The following is a 22,325-nucleotide window of genomic DNA, read 5'->3' as shown; positions in this document are numbered from 1 at the left end:
TCGCAGAGTCGAATAAATATGTCTCCCTCGTACCTGATGACCCTGATGGTTACTATCAGCGTGCTCAAATCAAGAGTAAACTCCAGGACCTCCAGGGAGCCATCGATGACTACTCCAAGGCTATCGAGCTAAGCGACACTTACTTATGGGCTTACCTCAAGCGAGCAGACCGCTACACAGCATTGGGACGCAAGGACGCTGCCACAGCCGACTATCGCAAGGTAATCGAGATCCTACAGGAGCACGATGCGACAGACATCGCCATGGCGTATGCTTACCAGTCTCTAGGCGAGCAGGAGCAAGCCATCGCAGCCATCGCTAAGTGTATCGAGGAGGCCCCCGACGATGCCGAGCTCTACTACAGCATCTCAGGAGTCTATGGGCGAATGGGTAAGACGGAGCAAGCACTAGACAACCTACGCATCGCCCTTGAAAAGGGATACAACAGCTTTTCACTCCTCGAGCAGGACGACGACCTCGCCGCCCTACGAGACAACCCTCAGTACAAAGCTCTCATGCAGCAATACAAAGAGAAGCTCGGCTACAAGATGCGAGACGAGTAACCCGAAATTGACAACATGAGACTGTTGCAACAGTCAACAGTCTCACAATCTTGATTGCAAGATTGTCCTGATTTTGCAGAAAGAATGAAGCGCAAGGCGCTGAGGGTGAGGTCTGAAGGGAGCATACCTCCGTATGTGACCGAAGCCGAATCCCGAAAGCAACACAGCGATTCGCCTTTATGCAACAGTCACAACAGATATAGGTTCTCTGGCGGAGAGCTAGCAGAGGGCGGCACAGATGCGGTCGCACCAGATCAGTCCATCGTGCGTCAGGCGCAGATGATCGTCGTCAGTGAGGATGAGCAGTCCCTGATCGAGCCACGGTGTGGCGCGGTCCATAATTGGTTCCACTTGCAACTCCGCCCGACGAAGGTCTATGCCACGACTGGTGCGTAGCCCCAGCATGACACACTCTTCGTATAGCTCGGTCGGTGAGAGCCACTCCTCATCGGCTATGGGGAGCTGGTCCTCTTGCAGACGCTCTATATATAGGTGTATGTCGGAGACATCCCACCAGCGATGCCCCGACATGTAGCTATGAGCGCTAGGTCCTAGCCCCAGATAAGGAGTGCCAGCCCAGTAGGCGCTGTTGTGCTGGGAGGCAAAGCCTGGGAGTGCCCAGTTGGACAATTCGTAATGCGTAAAGCCTGCCTTCTGACAGGCTGCGACCAGTGCATAGTACTGCGTCACATAGGTCTCTTCGCTCGAGGGGATCACCTCTCTGCGCTCCCGCATACGATCTAAACGTGTGCCACGCTCGTAGGTCAAGCCATAAGCGGAGAAATGCGTCACTGGCAGTGCCAACGCATGCGCCAAGCTTTCGGTCCAGTCCCGCTCATATCCCTCGGGCAGTGCGAAGATCAGATCGATGCTCACATTGTGAATGCCCGCCTGTCGTATATAGTTGACAGCCCGCTCGGCTTGTGCCGCAGAGTGTCGACGATGTAAAAAGCGCAGCGTCTCATCGCTCCAGCTTTGCACCCCTAGGCTGATGCGGTTGAAGCCTAGCAGCGCCACTCCATTGGCCCATTCAGGGGACACATCCTCGGGATTCGCCTCGATGGTTATCTCGATCGTTTTATCCAGTCGCCAGAGCGAGCGAATCTGCTGCATCAGTCGCTCTAGGAGCGGAAGAGGGAGACTACTAGGTGTCCCCCCGCCAAGGTAAATGGTGCGGGGAGGCGTAGCCCACGTAGCTCGGTCGTGGTATATCTCTAGCTCACGGCAGAGCGCCTCCACAAAGGAGCTCTGTAGCGACAAGTCGCTCTGCGAGTAGAAGTCACAATAGACGCACCGTGTAGGGCAAAACGGGATATGCAGGTAGAGCCCCCACATAGTTTACTTTAGCTCATCGGAGTTGTAGTAAAGCGCTCCCGCTGAGAGCTGACCCGTATGTCCGCTAAAGGTGGCGGGCTCTACAAAGAACTCGACCAAGACATCTTTCGGCAGGAAGTCACGAGAGATGACCGCCGAGCGTCCTGCGAGGTTTTGCCCCAGCAGTACGAGTGGACAGTCTAGATGCGGGCCATAGAGACGATAGTAGAGATTGAAAGTATGACCCGTCGGCTCCTTGAGGTCATAGCCCCAAGTGATGGTCAGTTGATCTCGGTCATCCACAATTTCCTCAACGCTTGCCTTGCCAAAGGGGATGCGAGGCGCTGCGCCAAAGGCGGGGCGCAACGTAGGCATAAGAAGCTGATCTTGTCGCTCGGCAGGTAGTTGGTTGTACATCTGCAGGAGCTGTTCAGCACGGTAGTAGCTCACCCCTGAGAGGTCATACTGCGCCAACGTGTCAAGCTGATTGTAAATGTCTTGGAGCTTCCAGCGCGAGTTGTCATAAAGGCGGTAGACGCCAAGCCCCGCCACGATCGGTCCGTGAGGTGCGATGCGCTTAGCCCAGTCCGCTATGTAGTAGTTGAAGTGCCCATCCTTGTAGTAGATCATCGGCACGATGAAGTCCACGATACCACGCTGAAACCATACAAGAGGATCTTGCGACACATCGTCCTTGCAAAAGTAACCTCCAGGAGCCGGCTTAGGCAGTTGCTGATACTTGCCAATGCAAGCCGTAGATAGCGCCACCTCTGGTGCTACCTCTTGTAGCGTACGGTGGAGCGTGTCAATCATCGCCGTCACATTTGCCTCGCGCCATGCCATACGAGGCAGTCGATCGGGATTCATGCGCTGATAGCTCTTGAGGTCGTTAAACTTACTGGGGCCATCAGGATAGCGGATATAGTCTAGGTGCACGCCATCCACATCATAGCGGGTCACTAGGTCACGCACCAGCTGAGCCATATGCGTACGCACAGCTGGCTGTGCGGGATCCATAAACCATGCGTTGCCCTGTCGGAGACACATCTCGGGATGCGCTGCGTAGAAGCCCTTACCCTGCTTAGCCAGCGCCCGCACATGATCATTCGTTCCTAGCGGATAGGAGACCATCCAGGCATGCACGCTCATACCTCGGTGGTGACACGCATCAATGGCATACTGGAGCGGGTCATAGCCCTCGGGTAGCACTCCCGTCTTGCTGATCGTCGTAGAGAGAGGCTCGAGGGTACTCGGATAGAGGAGATCGCCACGCATGCGTACCTGTAGGAAGACCGTATTGATCCCCGCACGCACGCAGTCATCAAGCATCTTGTCGAGCGACTCCTGCTGTCGCACCATACCAGCATGCGTATCAGCCGTCATCTTGGGCCAGTCCAGTCCCCAGATCGTCGTAAGCCACACAGCGCGCATCTCCGCCTTGGGATGCTGTGGCGCAGGATAGGCTATTTCACTGATAGTACAGTCGGGTAGCTCGATATGCGGTCGCCGTGTCGTAGAGTGGCGTGTACCGCACTGGCTTAGGAGGAAAAGCGTCAGCAACAGCAGTACAGACTGACGTAGTGTAGATAAAAGGGAGGATCTAAGTCTCTGGGGCATCGCTCTTGTGAATTGATAGACACCGCAAAGATACGAAATCACAGCGTGAAGCGTGCAGTCTCGGCTAGCCCGATGAGACGCATTCCCCCGTAGTGACACACGTCTCTCGAGGAAATCGGGAATCTCCAGGGAGGAAACGAAAATTCCCCACGGAACCGGGAAATAAAAGTTCGGAAGAATGAAATGAAACTTCGGAAGAAAGATTTCGAAGTTCCGAAGATTTTTTTCGTATCTCCGTGGAGGTTTCAGGATTTCCACCGAGACTTTTCCGATTTCCTCGGGGGTGTGGATTGAGTGGTGGCGATCAGCTGTCAGCTGCTGGCGGTTGGCTAACGCCATCAGAGCTATCGGAGCTATCGAATCTCTAACCTCTAGTCTCTAACTTCTAGCCCCCCCCCCGATCCTCCCATGAAAAAGGGCCTCGTAAGAGGTCCGAAGCTTCGTAGCCGTCGGTCGGAGAGGCATAGCCCCGAACGACCGATGGGTGCCAGAGAGCAGTAGATTGTCGCCCCCTCGTGGGTCGGACTTGACAAGTCTACAGCTCCAGTCCGACCTCTCACATGAAAAGTTCGTTCGCTCCATAAAGCTCGCTCAAGAAAATTAGGAGCGTGATAAGGCTCTATGACCTTACCACGCTCCTAGCTGTAGATTTATGGGGTGCGCACTTTAGTTTGTTTGGTCACGCAGCCCCTAATGAGACCGTATGGGCTATGAGGCCTGGGTCTCGTGAAGGGACTTACTTGGTGATGTACTGTGTGAATGTACCTGTAGCTGTCTGCATTACGACAACGTACTGACCAGCAGGTAGCGTAGAGAGATCTACGATGCGTCCTGGCTGATCGATCTGCATCACGTTAGTACCATCTACGGTCAGGATGCGGAGCGTCAGCACCTCAGCACTGTTGTCCACGTATAGCTGAGCCGTAGCGTCGAGCTGCGTAGGATAAGCGACTGGCTCGAGACTGCGCTCGACCTCGCTGACACCTACAGGAGCGTAAGCACCACCATTCTCATAGACGACCTCTACGGTGTAGGTGTCGGTCGTACTACCTGTGGGGTCTTGGTAATCATTGCCCGTGAGACCCTCAGCGATGACCTTATCATTCTTGAGGAGCTTGTAGCTCTTGACCTTGGGGAATGGTACGGGTACCTTACCCTTGGCAAAGCAGTCGAACTTCTCAAGCTTCTCAACACGATCAGAAGGTGCGAAGACGAAGCGCATAGCGTGATACTCCTCAGGAGGTGTAGAGCCCTTGAACTTGGTCTCAGGTACAGGGACCATCATCTGACCAGAGAGCAAGAAGCCATCTAGGTAAGGACGTACAGCATCGTTGGTGTTCTTGACACAGACGACACCAGCAGCGTTGTCCTCGTTGGGGATACCATAGCCGATGAAGAGATCGCTCATAGGATCGATCTTGAAGGGCTTGTCTAGAAGCACCGTAACCCACTCGCCGGGCTTCCAGTCTTCTGGCACGTTGAATGACTGCTCATAAGAGACACCAGCCATACCACCGAGCATATCATTGCGAGCAATACCATTGCGCAAGATGATCGTGTAGCGCTGAGCTTTCTCAGGCTCGGGGAGGTTGATGAGCGTATCGGGTATGAGACGCACGGCATAGAGTGTTGGGCTAGCCTCTCCGACGAAGCGATCACTAGCGATACGTACCGTCAGATTGTAGCGGTTCGGCGTAGAGTAGCGTCCCCTCAGCTCAGCCTTAGGATGCTTGTAGGGGATGAACTCCATCTTGTCAGGATCGGGATAACCAAAGAGAGAGACCTCCTGAAGGTTAGCAGGCTCACTCCAAGCGACCAAGACACCATTGCTACTAGCCTTAGGAGTAGCAGTCATAGTGTGTACAGCATTACCCCAGTAAGCGCCCTGCTCAAGGAGATCGGACTCACCATAGGTGTAGGCCTTGCCCTCATTACGTCCATCATCTGGTAGGGTCTCACCACCATAGTCATAGCGGACCTGTACACCGTAGACGACTGAGCCCTCACGAGACTTGTCTCCGAGAGCGACCTCACGAGACTCTGTAAACTTATTGTCGGTAACCTCCTTGACAAAGGTTCCATTGCGATAGATGCGATAAGAGACTTTCCACTTAGCGGGGATCGTGTTCTTGTCAATAGCAGCCCAGGATAGCTGAGCCTCCGTATTGGTCACCTCTACCTTGAGGTTAGACACAGACTGTAGAGGCTTGAGACCATTACGCCACGTACCCTCTAGCTGCTTAGCCTGACCACCATCCTTAGGATCTAGGTAGATGTCCATACGGTCGGTCGAGTCTCCCTTGGCAAAGTGATCCCAGTGGAACTTAAGACGTCCGTAGAAGTCATCGCCCTCTGTACGACCACCCGTGAGCGTACCGACAACTAGGTGGTCAGCGCTAAAGAGTGAAGAACCAGAGGATCCACCCTCGGTAGCTCCATGATTGTATTTGAACTCGAAGTGAGCATTCTTCGCTCCAGCCTCGCCATCGCCAGTGTCCCACTGACCTATTCTGACAGGGCCATCTGCGATAGAGATCTTCTTAGCATCTCCCATCGGGTGGTGTATACCTACAACTGGAGTCTTGGGTACCATAGACCAACGATCCCAACCATTGTAGTAGACACGATAGTTCTCGGGTACCTGTGTGTGTGCCTCAAGAAGCAGACCATCACTCATACCCAAGAAGGGAAGGAACGTGCGGACATCACAACCGACGATAGACTTACCACGATTGAGTGCTAGAGAGCCGTTACTACAAGTAGGCTTTTCATAGTGGAATACAAAGGTCCACTTGTCTAGATACTTCTGCGCTACCTCCTGTCGTGTGGTCAGAGAGATACAGTGTGCAGCGGATAGGATAAGGGGACGGAAGTCCTGGTTGGTATTGTTCATCAAGTTGCCTGAGCAGAGACCGACGCCCTCCTCATCATACATAATGAGCTGGCAGACACCCGTCTTCTCCGTTTGCCACTCAGCACCCTCAGGACAGTTGATACCGATCTGAGGAATAGGATCTCCACTCTCATCCTCACCAGGGAAGAAGATGCGGAGCTTGTTGGTGTTATTGTCCACCTTGGCATTGTATATGTAGCCGATGCCAGAGACGAGCAGCGTAGGCATAGCACCTGTGCGTCCTGGCTCATACTCCATAATGACCTCATCACCATTCAGAGGCTCATTGGCAAAGCCTCCATGCTTGGGATGAGTCTCATGGGTATATGCACCTAAGAGTGTGGAGCGATCAGGAGTGTAGATATAGAGACGACCACCATCGTTGGGGATGAAGAAGTCATCATAGAGGAGCGTCATGGCCTTGGCTCCTGGAGAGGAGACACGTAGACGATAGATCTCCTTGCCATACTCCAACTCGATAGCCTGAGCCTGACGTGCGAAGTCAATAGAGGTCTTTACGACACGACCGATCGTGAGAGGCTTGAACTGTACCTGCCCCTTGTTCCACGCCCGTGCCGTACGGAAGTCCTGGACGTTGAACTCTGGGAGGACACGAACCACTGGCGTACTCCCCGCCGAGCGCAACTCAGCTGTCGAAGCGGTAAAGCCAGCTGGAACTCCTCCAAAGGACTGCTGTGCAACCAAGCCTCCCACCCAAGAGAGAGCTACGACAGCCACAGCAAGTAGCTTGGATGTAAAAGTATGATTCATAAAGCGATGTAAACTATGCTTTGTGTGATTGGATAAACTATAGAGTCTAGTCACGACCCAAACATAAGATACAGTGTGGAGCGACATAACTGCTGTGCACCCACACTGTATCTTATAGATTATAGGGTCGCTGCTGTCATCAACGACGTATGATCAGCTTACGAGGATCATTGCCGATCAGGACAATGTATGCACCCTCGGGAAGGTCAGCGACGGTAAGCTCTGCATAGCCCTCACGGTTGGTAGCGTAGCTAGCAACTAGTGAGCCAGAGAGTGTGTAGACATTGACAGTTGTAGCGGGCTGTGCACCAGCGACGGTGACAAAGTCTGTAGCGGGGTTAGGATAGAGCTGAGCCTCCTCAGAGCTTGGTACGGAAGGCATGATGACACCGAGCCACTTCTCGCCATCCCATACAGCAGTATCAGTTGGCACCGCACCACCATTAGTATTCTGGTACTCAGCGAAGATCTCAGTATCCTCTTCTAGGGTAAAGCTCTTAGAGCCCATAATGTTGATAGGCTTACCACCACTCTTGAGCTTTCTCATCGTAAGAGCACCAAGCTGCCAGTCGGCAAACTCGTCTTCAGCACCTGCGACGACCTCGATCTCCATACCACGAGGTAGACCTCTCGTATCGAGACCGTCACCATTGAGCTTGAGGACACCCTTACCGAGCTTCTTCAGGATTACCTTGCAGATGTCGTTGGTAAAGGTAGCTACCACCTCAGCATCAACATCGGGAGCGTAGAAGTAGCGCTCGTTAAAAATATTGACAGAGTCACCCTTAAAGACTAGAACAAGAGACTTAAGAGCATATCCATCCTTATGATCAGAAGTAATCGTAACCTTAGTATCTGTGTAGACATTGTCTAGGCTTGTCTGGCCATTGATCTTGATAGAGCCACCCTCGCCGACAGTCTTGGTCGTAATCTTGCAGAATGCGGCTCCATTATAGGCAACCCAGCGCTCCTCAATCTTGCCAGTCTTCTCGTCCTTGGTAGGGCGCTTGTCATATATACCCCAGCCCAAGTCATGAGCAGCCTTGACGTCTGCCTTGAGACAACGATTTTGCTCATTGCCACTACGAGTCCGAAGAGCATAAAGACTACCAGCAAAAGTACCTAAACTACTAGCCTTCTTCTTGGGAAGAGACTTGATGAGATTCGTCATAGCATCACCCTGGATGCTGTTGCTCTGGATATAGATCTCAGAAAGGTCGGCTAGACCAGGGAATGTGAGTGCGGAGAGCTTATTTTCTGAGAGATCCACATAAGAGAGCTTCTCACAACCATCTAGCTTAACCTCAGTAATCTGATTCTTACTAGCACTGAGTGTCTCAAGCTTAGCAAACCCAGTTAGATTTAGCGTTGTCAGCTGGTTACCATCCACATAAACAGTTCTCAGACTAGCCTTACCGCCAGTTAGATCTGTAGATGTAAGCAGATTGTCACTAAGGACGACCGTGTTGAGCTCAGGACAATCCTTTATGGAGAAGTTCGTAAGCTTGTTCTTTCTTAGATTGATGTTTTTGAGGTTATCCAAACCATCGAGGTGCATCTCTGGGAGTGCGTTGTGATTTAGACTGAGGTAGGCAATCTTAGGACATTCCTTAAAATCAATTGCCGTCAGTTGGTTCTCACTCAGGTCTAGGTCCGTTAGCTCACTATTACCTTTGAAGGTAATCTTAGAGAGTTTGCCTGCGTGCAGATCAACATTTGACAACTCAGTCAGATCAGAGAGATCGATCTCACCAATCTTTGTATTCTTAGCACTTAGAGTCTCTAGATCGGTACATCCCTTTAGATTGATAGATGTAAGTGGGTTCGTAGAGACACTGATTCGCTCGATACCAGTGGTCTTAGAGAGGTCTAGTGATGTGAGGTTATTGCTAGATAAGTCTAGATCCTTACATGAGACCCCATCTAGATTGATCTCTGTTAGAGCATTGATCGGTAGGGAGACAGTCTCTAGCTTAGGAGCAGCAGCTAGGTTGATGCTCTTAAGCTTGTTGGCATCAGCTCTAATCTCCTTTAGACTAGTACAACCATCAAGCTTGATCGTATTGATGTTTGATGAGGTACAGTTTAGATACTCTAGAGCTGACAGTCCAGACAGGTCAAGGTAGTCAAGGAGGTTGGTGCCGCAGATCAGAGTCTTGAGGTTGACACAATTCTCAAACTTAAGGTTCTTAACCTGAGACATCGTAATCTCGAAGGAGCGGATATCTCCTTTGACGGTGATAGGCTTACTCGTAATCTCATAAGCTATCTTGCCCTCTACGGGAACAGCCTTAGCACCGGCTATTTCAACGGACTTGCTAGATCCATCAGGACCCTCAACGATGAGGTTCATTCTCTCACCGACTTTGAGCGCCGTGGTAATGGTGATTGTACCAGTAGCAGATTTGGGCGCCTGAGCCAACGCTCGAGGTGCCATCAGTCCCAACACGCCTAGTAACGTGAGGAGAAGGAATAGTTTTGATTTCATAATCCTTATATAGTTAGTTAGTATTGTCTAGGGGAGTTAGCTCTGTAGAGGCACCCGTTCCATGGACATCTGAACCAGGGAGTCCGAGCGTCTCTACAGTGCTATGCGCTTAGTCAACAAGCACCTTAGTAGCTTGCGTACCGTAGGTAACCATATAGAGACCAGCAGGCAGTGCGAGCTGCGCCTCCTGAGCAGAGGTCGTATAGACGACCTGACCATCAAGTGTGTAGATAGCTATAGGAGCTACCTCAGGGGCTGTAATAGAGAGGACTCCGCCAGCTACGTTGATTTGTAGGGGCAGTTCATTCTGAACGAGTTCATTACCCACTGGGTAAACCCTGCGGAACTTCTTCCAGTTTCTATCTTTCTTATAAGCCTCTCTAGCCTCAGCAGGCACTTCAAGAGTGACCTTCTTGTAGAAGTCTTTACCCATATCGTAGGTCGTACCCTCACTGTCCTTGCCTACTGCTGGAGGCGTGACGGCGAGTATCTGTAGCGTGCCACCCTTTTTCTCCATAGTGTCATTGCCAGCAAAGGCTTGATCCTCGATCATCTTGACGTTCTTGCCAAGAGTAATCTTCGTAAGTTCCTTACAGTCGCTGATGCAGTAAAGTGGGATTGTCTGGACCTTCTCAGGGATCTCAATCTCTTTGAGCGAGACCATCTCTGAGAAAGCTGTCTGCCCTATAGTCTCTACAGAAGCTGGGAGCTTAAGCGACTCAGTCCAGCGACAAGCGAGGAATGCATAAGGCTCAATCTCCTTGATACCCTCTGGCACGGTGACATTTTTAGTTCCCTTGTAGAGGCATGTGTGGAGAGAGTTCTTGACCTTATTGATAAGGAGCTTACCCTCATTGACGCCGTCAGACTTAGCCTCAAAGGTCTTATTGCCCTCTGCGACCGTGATCTTCTCACACGTCTTGAGCAGTCCGAGAGCTCTAGGAGCAATCTCCCGTACGGAAGCAGGGATCGTCAGTTGCTCTAGCCAAGAGCAGTTGTAGAGACCCTCTTCTCCTATCCGCTCCAAGCCCTCGTTGAGGACGAGCTCCTTGACATAGATACAGCTTAGGAAGGCGTAGTCCTCTATCTCCTTCACAGTGTTAGGCAGTACGACCTTAACTCTACGCTCAGAGGGGCAGAGATAGAGCTTTGACATATCCTTGCTGTATAGAATTGTGTCTTGAACGGTTAGGAAGGTGTTGTCGGGTGAGACAGTAATGTCCTTAAGGTTCTGACAATTTATAAAGGGTGTCTCACCCATCGCCTTAAGGCCCTTACCAATCACAACCTTGGTAGCTTCCTTACAATCTATAAACACATTATCGCCAACCTTCTCTATCTGATCAGGTATGACACACTCCTTGAGACTTGCTAGGCGGAATACTCGATCCTTAAGCTCTTTGCAGGTAGCTGGATACTGAACCGTGTAGACATCGGTTAGAGCGAATGCAGCTTGTCCCACAGCTACGACTGTACAGGGGATCACCTCATCCGTGCCCTTCTTGACATGGAGTGTCTCAGGGATGACGACATCCTTGTAGTAAATACCCTCCTTAGCCTTGTCCTGAGCAGTCTGTGCGGGTGCGATCTCAACGGTCTTGTCCTTTTCGCTGACAAAACGGATGAAGAATCCCTCATTGGTGGGGTAGATCGTACGTTCATCCGTTGCCTTGACATCCTGCGACATCAGCTGTCGACCCACTCCGAGCTCGTGGCGAGAGCTGTAGGCGGGTACCTTCACTCCCCCATCGCCATGATTGGAGAGCGCAGCTGTTTGAGCCGTTGCTTGGAGCGAGAGTCCGCTCATAGTGGCAACTAGCCCAGCGATAAATAGTAGTTTTTTGATCATATAATATTCTTGGTTAGTACTTTCAAAACTCTATCTGCGTGATTTCCAAATCCGTATAGTTTGCTCAAGACTGGCGATCAGTCACCAACTCTCAAAAGCGATGGCAAGTTACGAAAAAACAGCCACATAGCAAACACCAGCTACGACGAGTCTCCCGAAAAGCAAGCCTCTCTAAGTAAGACTCCTCATCTTGCGGACAGTACATCACGACCTGTTACATACATATTATTAAAAGAGGAGGCTCTGTAGCCAACTGAGTTGCAGAGCCTCCTCTCTCGTATCGGACTGTAAGGTTAGTACAGTTTATAAGGTTAGTGACGGATGATGAGACGACGTGTCTCACCGCCTACCTGTAGTAGATAGGTACCCTCCTGTAGCTGTGTGAGCTCGATGCGTAGCGTATCGCTAGCTGCCTCTACCTGATAGATCAGCTGACCCTGTAGCGTGTAGATAGCAACGGTAGCTCCCGCAGGGATACCCTCGAGGAGGACATAGTCACGTGCTGGGTTAGGATAGAGACGTAGTTGCTGTGCTACGACGCTCTCGACACCCGTGTGGTTTACAAAGGTAGCTACGACCTCCGTATCCTTCGTGATCGTAAAGCTCTTGGTCTCCGTGATATCTTCATCATTAGCCATGAGCTTTGTAAGCTCGCACTGACCGTTGGGACGCACCTCGATATGTATCGTAGTACCCTCAGGTATAGCATCGGGGTTAAGAGCCTCCTTGAGGTTGATCGAGCCATACTTATTGTCATTGCTCTTGAGCGTCACCTTATAGGTGTTAAGCTTGCCAAAGACAGCCTTGACCTCGGTGGGAGAGGTTACTCTAAAGCTCTTTGTAGCGAGGATGTTCTGACCGTTAGCCTCGAGAGAGAGCAGTGCTTGACCCTCCTCAGGCTCAGCGACGACAGTCAGCAGCGTTCCCTCTATCACCGCATTGAGATCAGTAGCACCCTTGAAAGAGATCTTGCCAGGCCCCTCGACATTCTTAGTAACTGGGAAAGAGCCCTTCTTGCAGGTTACCATAATAGTAGGATTCTCTAGGATCGGCAGGCGCACCTTAGGACCTTCGTTAGGAATCTCAAAGAAGCTCATCGTTAACTTGAACTCAGTGCCACCCAAGACAGCAATCTTCTTGAGTAGATCAGGTAGCTCAGGCGTGAACTCCTGCTCGTATCCGACATTAACCTCAAGAGGCATTAGATCTGTCCAGACCTTCTCTGGTCCATACTCTAGGATGTAGCGATACATCACCTTGTTCTTAGGAGCTACGGTACCTACATACTTGACGCGAACTGGAGAGAACTTACCTGTACCTCTCTCAGCCTCCATAGGCGCAGTCTTAGATGCTGGCTCGATGACGAACGCTGGTCTGATAACGGTCGAAGGATTAACGGTAGCATCGGGTAGGTTGAAGTACTGCATCTTACCCATATCCTCCGTCTGGTAGGCGACACGGAGAGAGACCTTACCCTTGGCGTAGGGACAGTGCTCTGCCTTGTAAGTAACCTCCTGTGTCTCACCATCAGGTATAGCTGGCAAGATCTCGGAGTAACTACGCCACTTACCGCCCTCAGGCTTGAGCTCGAGGTAGAGTGGTCTGAAGAACTCCCCACGGCCCGTGTTCTTGAGCTTGAGCGAGATGGTACTCTTCTCATAGCCGTTGAGCGTAGCCTTAGCACTACCCTCTACCATCTCAAGCTGAGCGAAGGGGTGTGTTAGATCCTCTCTAGCTGTCCAGCCATTAGGCGCAACCTTTTTGATAGTAAAGGTGTGACGTCCCTTACCGTTCTCATTATTACCCTCGCGTACATCCATAGCGCAAGGTCTCCATACCTTCTTACCATTAGGTAGGGTAACCTGATAGACTAGGAAGAAGTCCCACGTACCTGCAGTGATGTACTTCGTGATATCTAGCTCAAACTGGAACTCAGAGGAGAGGTCGTAGAGACCACCCAAAATCCTAGTCTTAGCAAATTCATCCATATAGACCGTATCGGTCGTGCCTAGCTTGACAGCACCAAAGGTCGTAAGACCATAGTAGGTGTACTCAGCTTCGCCATCATCATTCTTGACAGGAGCATCACTCATCCATACAGAGTAGTTGGCATCTGCCATCTGGATCTTTGAACCACCAGCGCGGAGGTGCATAGTGAACTTGCGTGTAGTCAGGAGAGGTATCTCGGTATCCTTAGAGGTTCCATTACGATCAGGCTTAATGCCTATGACGGCACCCTGCTCCATGCTAAAGCCACCGCCGAAGCCACCACCGATACCTAGTTGGTCGGGGGATAGGAAGTTAAGGTTGAAGTAGCCATCAGCAAGACCCTTCCAACCCCAGTTGATATGATAAAGGCCATCAACGTTGTAACCATCGCAGACGAAAGCGTGACCACCGCCTGTACCTGTACCACAGTATACGACAGGACGCCCTGCAGCGAGCTCAGCACGGATCATCTTATCCCACTCAGCTTGTGTGTAGTTGACACGTCTCTTGAAGGTCACCTGCTTGTCATAGCGGAAGTTGTTACGTAGCGCCATGACAATCTTCGGAGCGAAGCTACCACTAGCTTGCGCATTGTAAGCTGTCTCAATAGCGACACCAGCATGATAGCAGAGCGTACCGAGAGCCTCCTTTTGTGCCTCTGTAGCGGTCTTAACATCTGCAAAAGACTCAGGCATATTAGCCCAGTCATAGGTCGTCTGGCTAAAGTCTACCTTATGACGACGTCTGACTCCAGGCTCCTTGTACTCTACCTTGCCTACACCCTTGTCAGGCCACTTATAGTAGCGCATCACCTGAGCATAAGCGGTAGCGACACAGCCTACAGGCATGTGCTTACCCTCGCCATCTACGGGAGTCTTTGAGTTCCATGGCTCAGCCTGATCCCACTTGATACCACCTAGTAGCGGAGCCACCTCTGCAGGCGCTCCAGCCATTGGTAGCGTCGGAGCCAAGCGTGTCTGCCATCCAGGCTGTCCTGCTAGCTCATCGATACGCTGCTGGCAAGTCTGGAGGAATGCAGCTAGGTTGTCTGGTATCGCCTCTACGGAGAATGTACCCGTCGTGGCATAACCTATATAAGGAGCTAGGCGGTCATCACCAGCAACGATGACGAAGCCCCCTGCCTCACCTCTATTATATATATAGTAGTAGCGAGCAGGCTCAGCCGTCGACTGCAGGTTGTAGCCATTGGACGTGCGGGCTGGAGCCGACACGAGAGTCAGATTGGCAGAGCGCAGTTGCTGCGTCTGTGAGTTCTTTTGGAAGAATTGCTCTGCGAGCAGTCGTGCCTCTTGCTCTCGTAGTGGGCGTGCAAAGATCTGCACCACGCCACAGAGCAACAAGCATAGCGTCATGGTCAGTATTCGTGACCGTCCGAGTAGCGAGTGTTTCATAAGCAAGTAAATATGTTAGTCAATTGTATTGCGCAAAGATATAAAAAATCGAGGTGATAAAAGCGCAACCAAACACTTTCGTCCTAATAAGCACAATATCCTTACGCATAAACTCAACAAACAGACCAACACCCCGCCTATCAGACCGTAAATCACAAGAACTCATAGACTAATACACTCTAATCTCTCATCTCTCACGTCTAATCTCTAATTTCTCTCCTACCGAGGAAATCGGCAATCTCCAGAGAGGAAACGAAAATTCTCCACGGAGCCGGGAAATAAAAGTTCGGAAGAATGAAATGAAACTTCGGAAGAAAGATTTCGAAGTTCCGAAGAATTTTTTCGTATCTCCGTGGATAATCAGAAATCCCTCCCGAGGAAATGGATGATTTCCTCAAGGGTGTGATGTCGGAGTCATCGTAATGCGTCGTAGTGCGTCGAAGGAGCTAGAGGGGAGAAGAGAGAGATTAGAGGTTAGAGATTAGAGGTTAGGTGGGGATAATTATAAAAATGTTCGAGGGCTTAGGTGTCCGTACTTTTCCGAAGAAGATGTACCTTTGGGGAATCTAATCTTAGCAATATACTTGTGAGCTTATGCAACGATTCACACGGACTGCTCTACAGCGACTACTACTCCTCTCTACGATAGCCATCCTATGGGCCTCCTACCCGCTCTCAGCGCAGAGCATCACGGCTGCACGGATCAATGAGGTGATGATAGATAATGTAGACAACTACATAGATAGCTACGGCAAGCGTAGCCCTTGGATCGAGATATACAATTCCTCGGCGGGAACGATCGACCTGGCGGGATGCTTCCTGACGGATGATCCGCAGGATCTGAAGAAGTACATGATCCCTAAGGGAGACATACTGACGATCATCAAGCCTCGACAGAGTGTGGTCTTCTTTGCTGATGAGATGCCTCTGCGGGGTACTTTCCACTTGAACTTCACCTTAACGCCTGAGACTCCACACTACCTGGCTCTGGTCAGTAGCGATGGCTCCTCTATCATTGATGAGGTGGAGATACCCGCAGCAATCCCCGCTGATCACTCCTACGCTCGTATCGATGATGGTGTGCGTACAGTAGCTCCTGCGAAGGCGTGGCATATCACGCAGCACACGACGCCGGGCTCCAACAATGTGGTCAAGGACAAAAACGAGAAGATCAACCGCCTACAAGAGGCTGACCCCAATGGCTTCGTCATGACGGTCACTGCTATGCTGGTGGTCTTCTTGGGTCTGCTAATCCTCTTCCTAGCCTACAAGCTGATTGGGATCGTGGCAATGCGCCTTGAGAATCGCAAGCAGGCGCTCTACAAGGCACCTCACAGTGAGTCTACAACGACCGCGAGCACGACAGATGATCCGCTCGTGGCGGTCGCCATCTCACTGGCTCTGACGACGGAGCTAGAGCTGGGCGGTGGTGAGGCTCCTGGACAACTAACTATACGTCCTCGCACGCAGACTTATGAGCCGTGGAGTGACAAGAGTCAGATGATGCGCCCTACGGTGGAGTGCAAGCGTCTGAAAGCGTGATACGAACCTAAGCGATTAACGAGATAGCCTTATGAATTTCTGGAACTTCCTTGTTGACAATATAGAGATCTTCTCTACCTACACTGGCTTTGCCAATGTGACGACGGGTCACGTGATCATGATCCTGGTCGGTGCCCTATTTATCTTCCTAGGCATACGCTTTAGGTTCGAGCCTCTGCTCCTGATCCCGATAGGCTTTGGTATGCTGATCGGCAATATACCCTTTAAGGATGCGGGTCTACAGATCGGCATTTACGAGGAGGGGTCTGTCCTCAATATCCTGTACCAAGGAGTGAGACAGGGGTGGTACCCGCCACTGATCTTCCTCGGTATCGGAGCGATGACGGACTTCTCGGCACTGATCTCCAATCCTAAGCTGATGCTGATTGGTGCGGCTGCGCAGTTTGGTATCTTTGGCGCTTATATGATCGCCTTGCAGCTCGGCTTTGAGCCAAACGCTGCGGGTGCTATCGGTATCATCGGCGGTGCTGATGGGCCGACGGCTATCTTCCTCTCGTCCAAGCTGGCACCCGACCTACTCGGTGCGATCGCTGTCTCGGCTTACTCCTACATGGCGCTGGTACCGATCATACAGCCACCCTTCATGCGTCTGCTGACAACTAATAAGGAGCGACGCATTAGGATGAAGGCTCCCCGCAAGGTGTCTCGTGTAGAGCGTATCCTCTTCCCGATCTTTGGTCTGCTCCTGACGGGCTTTCTCGTGCCTTCGGGCTTGCCTCTACTGGGGATGCTCTTCTTCGGCAATATCCTCAAGGAGAGTGGTGTCTGCGATCGTCTAGCTCGCACGGCTCGTGAGCCACTCATTGATATAATCACCATCCTACTAGGTGTGACAGTGGGTGCCTCGACACAGGCGACGCACTTCCTCACGCTTGACTCGGTGAAGATATTTATGCTCGGTGCGCTCTCCTTTATTATAGCTACCTGCTCGGGGGTACTTTTTGTCAAGGTGATGAACCTCTTCCTCAAGGAGGGCAACAAGATCAATCCACTGATCGGCAATGCGGGCGTGTCGGCTGTCCCTGACTCGGCTCGCATATCGCAGATCGAGGGCGTCAAGTACGACCGGACGAACTACCTGCTGATGCATGCGATGGGTCCGAATGTGGCTGGCGTCATCGGCTCGGCCGTAGCTGCGGGTGTCCTCCTCGGCTTCCTCTCGTAAGGCTCTACGGGTAGTCCCGCTGTCGGGGCACGAAGTCTCTAGTAGGTTATTTTGTATCTTTGCGGGCAAAGGTGTGCCAAGAGGTCTACTAGGGGCGTTGTGGTACGCTTTTTGAGAGGTGAACTAGAAAGAGATCATAGATGAATAAGCATATTAAAAACCCTCTGGGTGCTCCTACTCCTAACCCTCAGGGTTCGGACCCACGACGTGGCAAGCGTCGCTTTAATCCGATGTGGATCTACCTGTCGGCTGTACTCATACTGCTCATGCTCTTTTTCTTGCCGTCCGAGCAACCGACGAATAGTAAGGAGGTGGGGTGGACTGAGTTCCAGCAGTTGCTCCGCAAGGAGGTCGCTACCAAGGTAGAGGTCAACCAAACGAAGGGAGTGGCTGTCGCTACGATCAATCCTAAGAAGGTGGGGCTGGTCTATAGCGAGCAGGAGCTGCAAAACTTGGAGCAACGGGGCTTCCCCTTTCGCATTACCCAGACACAATATAAGGTCAAGTGCGTGCCCCCGTCGGTAGATCGTTTTGACGAATTTGTCGAGAAGGAGGGTATCGCTGTAGAGGTCCAGTATAAGACGGAGAGTGCCAGCTTTTGGATAGTCCTCCTCAACTGGGCTCCGCTGATTCTGATCCTTGTCTTTTGGATATGGATGTTCCGCCGTATGAGCGCCGGCCCTGGGGGCAAAGGCGGTGGGCCTGGCGGGGTCTTCAACGTCGGCAAGTCCAAGGCTAAGCTCTATGACAAGAATGAGTCGCACGTCACCTTCGACGATGTGGCGGGACTCCACGAAGCTAAGCAGGAGCTACAGGAGATTGTCGAGTTCCTCAAGAATCCCGACAAGTATACCAAGCTAGGCGGTAAGATCCCCAAGGGAGCGCTCCTCGTGGGCCCTCCAGGGACTGGTAAGACGCTCTTTGCGAAGGCGGTCGCTGGCGAGGCGCACGTACCGTTTTTCTCCATCTCTGGTTCGGACTTCGTGGAGATGTTCGTCGGTGTAGGCGCTTCCCGTGTTCGTGACCTCTTCAAGCAGGCGAAGGAGAAGTCGCCCTGTATCATCTTCATCGACGAGATCGACGCTGTGGGGCGTGCGCGTAGCAAGAACGCGGGCTTCAGCAGTAATGACGAGCGGGAGAACACGCTCAACCAGCTCCTCACCGAGATGGACGGCTTCGACGGCAATAGCGGAGTGATCATCCTCGCAGCAACGAACCGTGTGGACATTCTCGACAAGGCGCTCCTACGTGCTGGGCGCTTTGACCGCCAGATCTACGTAGACCTACCCGACCTGAACGACCGCAAAGAGATCTTCCTCGTACATATGAAGGGGCTCAAGCTAGGCGCAGACGTAGATGTGGATCAACTATCGCGACAGACGCCAGGCTTCTCTGGAGCTGACATAGCAAACGTCTGCAACGAAGCTGCGCTCATAGCGGCCCGCCACGACAAGCAGGCAATCGAAAAGCAAGACTTCATGGACGCTGTGGATCGTATCATCGGCGGTCTGGAGAAGAAGAACAAGATTATCACCGAGGACGAGCGTCGTAGCATAGCCATTCACGAGGCAGGTCATGCAACCATCAGCTGGATGACGGAGTATGGCAATCCTTTGGTCAAGGTGACCATCGTACCTCGAGGCAAGGCGCTTGGCGCTGCGTGGTATATGCCCGAGGAGCGTCAGATCACCCACACGCAGGTGCTCCTAGACGAACTATGCTCGCTACTGGGCGGTCGTGCAGCTGAGGAGCTTTTCCTCAAGCGCATCTCAACGGGTGCCGCCAACGACCTAGAGCGTGTCACCAAGCTCGCCTACGCCATGATCACCTACTACGGTATGAGTGACAAGCTCCCCAACATCAACTACGCCGACTTGCAGAGCGATGGCTATACATTTCAAAAGCCGTACAGTGAGGAGACGGCGGTCATCATCGACCAGGAGGTTTCCAAGCTCATTGCCACACAGTATGCTCGTGCTAAGGAGCTCTTGACACAGTACGCTGAGCAGCATCACAAGCTGGCGGAGCTACTCCTAGAGCGTGAGGTGATCTACACGGAAGATGTGGAGGCGATCCTCGGCAAGCGCCAGTGGACCTCCCGCTCGGACGAGATCGATGCGCTCAACGAAGCAGCCCGTGCCCAGCGCCAAGCTAATGCTACCCCTCCGCCCTACATTAAAAAGGAGGGTGACCACCCTACGCCCGCTCCCTCAGATGAGCAAACAGATGAGGAGCCTACAGAAAGCGAATAGTCCTATCTAGACAGTCGGACAGAGATACTCACCCACGGAGCGTCTCTGCCCGACTTACTTATTAAGTTCTACTTATTATTAAGCTCTAGGCAACTCACGACAATTACTGAATACAACGCTACCATGTCCAACTTCACCACTCGCCTTATCTCGGGAACTATATATGTAGCACTGATCGTGCTAGTCCTAGTCCTCTCCATGGTCTGGGGATTATGGGTATTGCTCTCCTTCTTTGCCGTGGCAGGGCTCATTGAGTTCAATCAGCTCACCCGAGTCAATCGCCCTTACATCTTCCGGATCGTGCTAGACTGTGCAGCTGCCGTCTGGCTCCTCTACGCCACGGCGCAGAGCGGTATGGCGATCACACTTGGTCTAGGCATCTACATACCTTATCTGCTCTACCTCCTCTATGTCGTCTGTCGCTCCACATTCCTCCCGCACCAGGACATGCTCCGTAGCCTTGGCAATAGTCTCATAGGGCAGCTCTACATTGCCGTCCCCCTTGCGCTGGCCATCAGGCTAACCCTTACGATCAATTCCTTCTTCCCCATAACGCACTACAACGGGTTGCTCCTGCTCGCCATCTTCATCTTCATATGGGTCAATGACACGGGTGCATACCTCGTCGGCTCACGATGGGGCAAAACACCCTTGGCACCAAGCATCTCTCCAAAGAAAACCGTCGAAGGCTCCATCGGAGGACTCCTCCTCGCCCTCCTCTCAGCGGTTATCCTGCGCCTGCTCTTATTCCCAGAGCTAAGCTGGCTACACATCTTGCTCATCGCGGCGGTAGTCGCCATCTTCGGCACCATCGGCGACCTCTTCGAGAGTAGCCTCAAGCGTCAGGCTGGGGTCAAGGATTCGGGTAAGCTCATCCCAGGTCACGGAGGCATCCTCGATCGCATAGACAGCCTGCTCCTAGCTGTGCCTGCCGTCTACCTGCTCCTACGCTTACTTGATCTATACTAAAGCCGTGAAAGTGCCCCGACCACTACGCTCCATACTAGCCGATAGCGGTCTACTCCTCTCTGTTGGGGTCGGGGTACAGCTGATAGCCCTGCTCCTCCTCCCTTGGATCAGCAGACTATACGCACCAGACACGCTAGGCGACCTAGCACTCATCCTCTCCATCGCCACGCTACTGAGCATTGCTGTGGGAGGGCGCTACGAACAGGCCATCGTCGTCTGCCAAGAACCCCTAGAGCGAAACCATTTGCTACGGCTCACCCTGTGGATCACAGCTCTAGCGACACTCCTCTTACTCGCTCTCGTCCCAGCCATTGATCCGTGGATCGGGACCACCCGCTATGCCTCTCTACAGGGCAAGCTCTGGCTCATCCCGCCCGTCGTCTGCGCCTTGGGTCTATGCGCTACGCTAAGCAATTATGCGCTAAGCCTAGGACACTTCAAGCGCATCGCCACCAGCAAGGCAGTGCAGGGACTAGGCAATAATGGTCTCAAAGTGGGCTTCGGACTCCTCGCCCCCTCCGTCTGGAGCTTGTGGTGCGCTCAGATAGCCTCGACGCTGCTCTCGCTCATTCCACTACTGCGACCACTCAAGCTTCGCAGGCAAGCGAAGACTTCGTCTAGTCGTCTTCAGCTCAGGCTTGTAGCTCGAAAGTACAGAGCTTTCCCGCTCTTTAGCCTTCCACAAGCAGTCATCACCACCCTCCTCGGTTCGCTGCTCATCCTGTTCATACCACTAGGCTACACCACCATAGAGGTAGGACTGGTCTCTATGGCAACGATGCTAGCACGTCGTCCCATACAGCTCATTGCAGACAGCGTTAGTCAGGTCTACTTCAACCGTCTCTCGGTAGCACACCATGCGCAGGCACCCTGGCGACCGCTCGTCCGTCCGCTCCTCATGGTGACGCTCCTCGTAGGCCTCCCCACGCTCCTACTCCTCTGGTGGGCTATGCCCTATCTCGTCAGTTGGCTCTTAGCTCCCGAGTACGCAGCCTGCACAGCGATCATACGCGCCATGCTGGTCTACCTGCTCGTCCTCTTCTTCACCTCCATCATCAACGTCATCCCCGACATCATCGAGCGACAAAGAGCACATCTACGTGTCCAACTGCTCAACCTCCTCCTACAGGTTGCCCTCCTAGTGCTCCTCATCTACGTCTTGCGCACTCCCTTCGCCGAGACCGTCTCCACCTACTACCTCGTCATCGCACTCTACCACGTAGTCTACGGAGGCTGGCTCCTCTACCTCGTGCATCGTCACGACCAGCGCCTTCAGCAGGTCTAGAGCCCGCAAATCTCGCCATAAGCTAGTTCAATATATTGACAAGTAGCGCCCCCCTTAGGTCGTTGCTCGCCCCTTCTTGTCCCCTTCTACAGAGCTCTTATTAGTTTCATATAGGTGAAACTAGAGTTTCATACGGAAGAAACTAGAGTTTCATACAGAAGAAACTAGAGTTTCATACAGAAGAAACTAGAGTTT

Annotated in this window: 12 protein-coding genes; 6 read left to right on the top strand and 6 right to left on the bottom strand. The window is 52.3% G+C overall.

Features of this window, described 5'->3' with window-relative positions:
- A partial coding sequence (locus PORUE0001_RS00865) for a TPR end-of-group domain-containing protein (RefSeq protein ID WP_007364550.1) occupies window positions 1–563 on the top strand: 563 nt, incomplete at its 5' end.
- Between the two features lie 219 nt (window positions 564–782).
- On the opposite strand, the gene hemW is transcribed toward PORUE0001_RS00865, so the two are convergent.
- From hemW to PORUE0001_RS00835, 6 genes are all read right to left on the bottom strand, one after another.
- Window positions 783–1,898 (bottom strand): radical SAM family heme chaperone HemW, encoded by a 1,116-nt coding sequence (gene hemW, locus PORUE0001_RS00860; protein WP_007364546.1) that lies wholly within the window; start codon window positions 1,896–1,898, stop codon window positions 783–785.
- 3 nt (window positions 1,899–1,901) lie between these two features.
- The gene (locus tag PORUE0001_RS00855; RefSeq protein WP_232501375.1) at window positions 1,902–3,437 is read right to left on the bottom strand and encodes a glycoside hydrolase family 10 protein; all 1,536 of its coding nucleotides are present in this window, start codon (window positions 3,435–3,437) and stop codon (window positions 1,902–1,904) included.
- A gap of 793 nt (window positions 3,438–4,230) precedes the next feature.
- Entirely contained in the window at window positions 4,231–7,158 is a 2,928-nt protein-coding gene (locus PORUE0001_RS00850; protein ID WP_007364552.1) for a T9SS type A sorting domain-containing protein, read from the bottom strand.
- Between the two features lie 139 nt (window positions 7,159–7,297).
- Entirely contained in the window at window positions 7,298–9,646 is a 2,349-nt protein-coding gene (locus tag PORUE0001_RS00845) for a T9SS type A sorting domain-containing protein (protein WP_100067355.1), read from the bottom strand.
- Between the two features lie 109 nt (window positions 9,647–9,755).
- On the bottom strand, window positions 9,756–11,495 hold the full coding sequence (locus PORUE0001_RS00840; RefSeq protein WP_007364545.1) for a leucine-rich repeat domain-containing protein: 1,740 nt from the start codon (window positions 11,493–11,495) through the stop codon (window positions 9,756–9,758).
- A 311-nt stretch (window positions 11,496–11,806) separates the two neighbouring features.
- On the bottom strand, window positions 11,807–14,896 hold the full coding sequence (locus tag PORUE0001_RS00835; RefSeq protein ID WP_039865165.1) for a thiol protease/hemagglutinin PrtT: 3,090 nt from the start codon (window positions 14,894–14,896) through the stop codon (window positions 11,807–11,809).
- Between the two features lie 594 nt (window positions 14,897–15,490).
- On the opposite strand from PORUE0001_RS00835, the gene PORUE0001_RS00830 reads away from it, so the two are divergent.
- The 5 genes from PORUE0001_RS00830 to PORUE0001_RS00810 all read left to right on the top strand — a co-directional run bounded on the left by PORUE0001_RS00830 (window position 15,491) and on the right by PORUE0001_RS00810 (window position 22,130).
- On the top strand, window positions 15,491–16,438 hold the full coding sequence (locus PORUE0001_RS00830; RefSeq protein WP_007364548.1) for an OadG family transporter subunit: 948 nt from the start codon (window positions 15,491–15,493) through the stop codon (window positions 16,436–16,438).
- A gap of 31 nt (window positions 16,439–16,469) precedes the next feature.
- The gene (locus tag PORUE0001_RS00825) at window positions 16,470–17,624 is read left to right on the top strand and encodes a sodium ion-translocating decarboxylase subunit beta (protein WP_007364553.1); all 1,155 of its coding nucleotides are present in this window, start codon (window positions 16,470–16,472) and stop codon (window positions 17,622–17,624) included.
- A gap of 230 nt (window positions 17,625–17,854) precedes the next feature.
- Entirely contained in the window at window positions 17,855–19,876 is a 2,022-nt protein-coding gene (gene ftsH, locus PORUE0001_RS00820) for an ATP-dependent zinc metalloprotease FtsH (protein WP_007364549.1), read from the top strand.
- A gap of 123 nt (window positions 19,877–19,999) precedes the next feature.
- Window positions 20,000–20,845 (top strand): phosphatidate cytidylyltransferase, encoded by an 846-nt coding sequence (locus PORUE0001_RS00815; protein WP_007364544.1) that lies wholly within the window; start codon window positions 20,000–20,002, stop codon window positions 20,843–20,845.
- Window positions 20,846–20,849: 4 nt separating this feature from the next.
- Window positions 20,850–22,130 (top strand): lipopolysaccharide biosynthesis protein, encoded by a 1,281-nt coding sequence (locus tag PORUE0001_RS00810; protein WP_100067354.1) that lies wholly within the window; start codon window positions 20,850–20,852, stop codon window positions 22,128–22,130.
- Window positions 22,131–22,325: the final 195 nt, after the last annotated feature.

The organism is Porphyromonas uenonis 60-3, assembly GCF_000174775.1.
Taxonomy (GTDB): domain Bacteria; phylum Bacteroidota; class Bacteroidia; order Bacteroidales; family Porphyromonadaceae; genus Porphyromonas; species Porphyromonas uenonis_A.
Note: the sequence above shows the minus strand (reverse complement) of the source record. Positions and strands in the feature narration are given on the sequence as shown.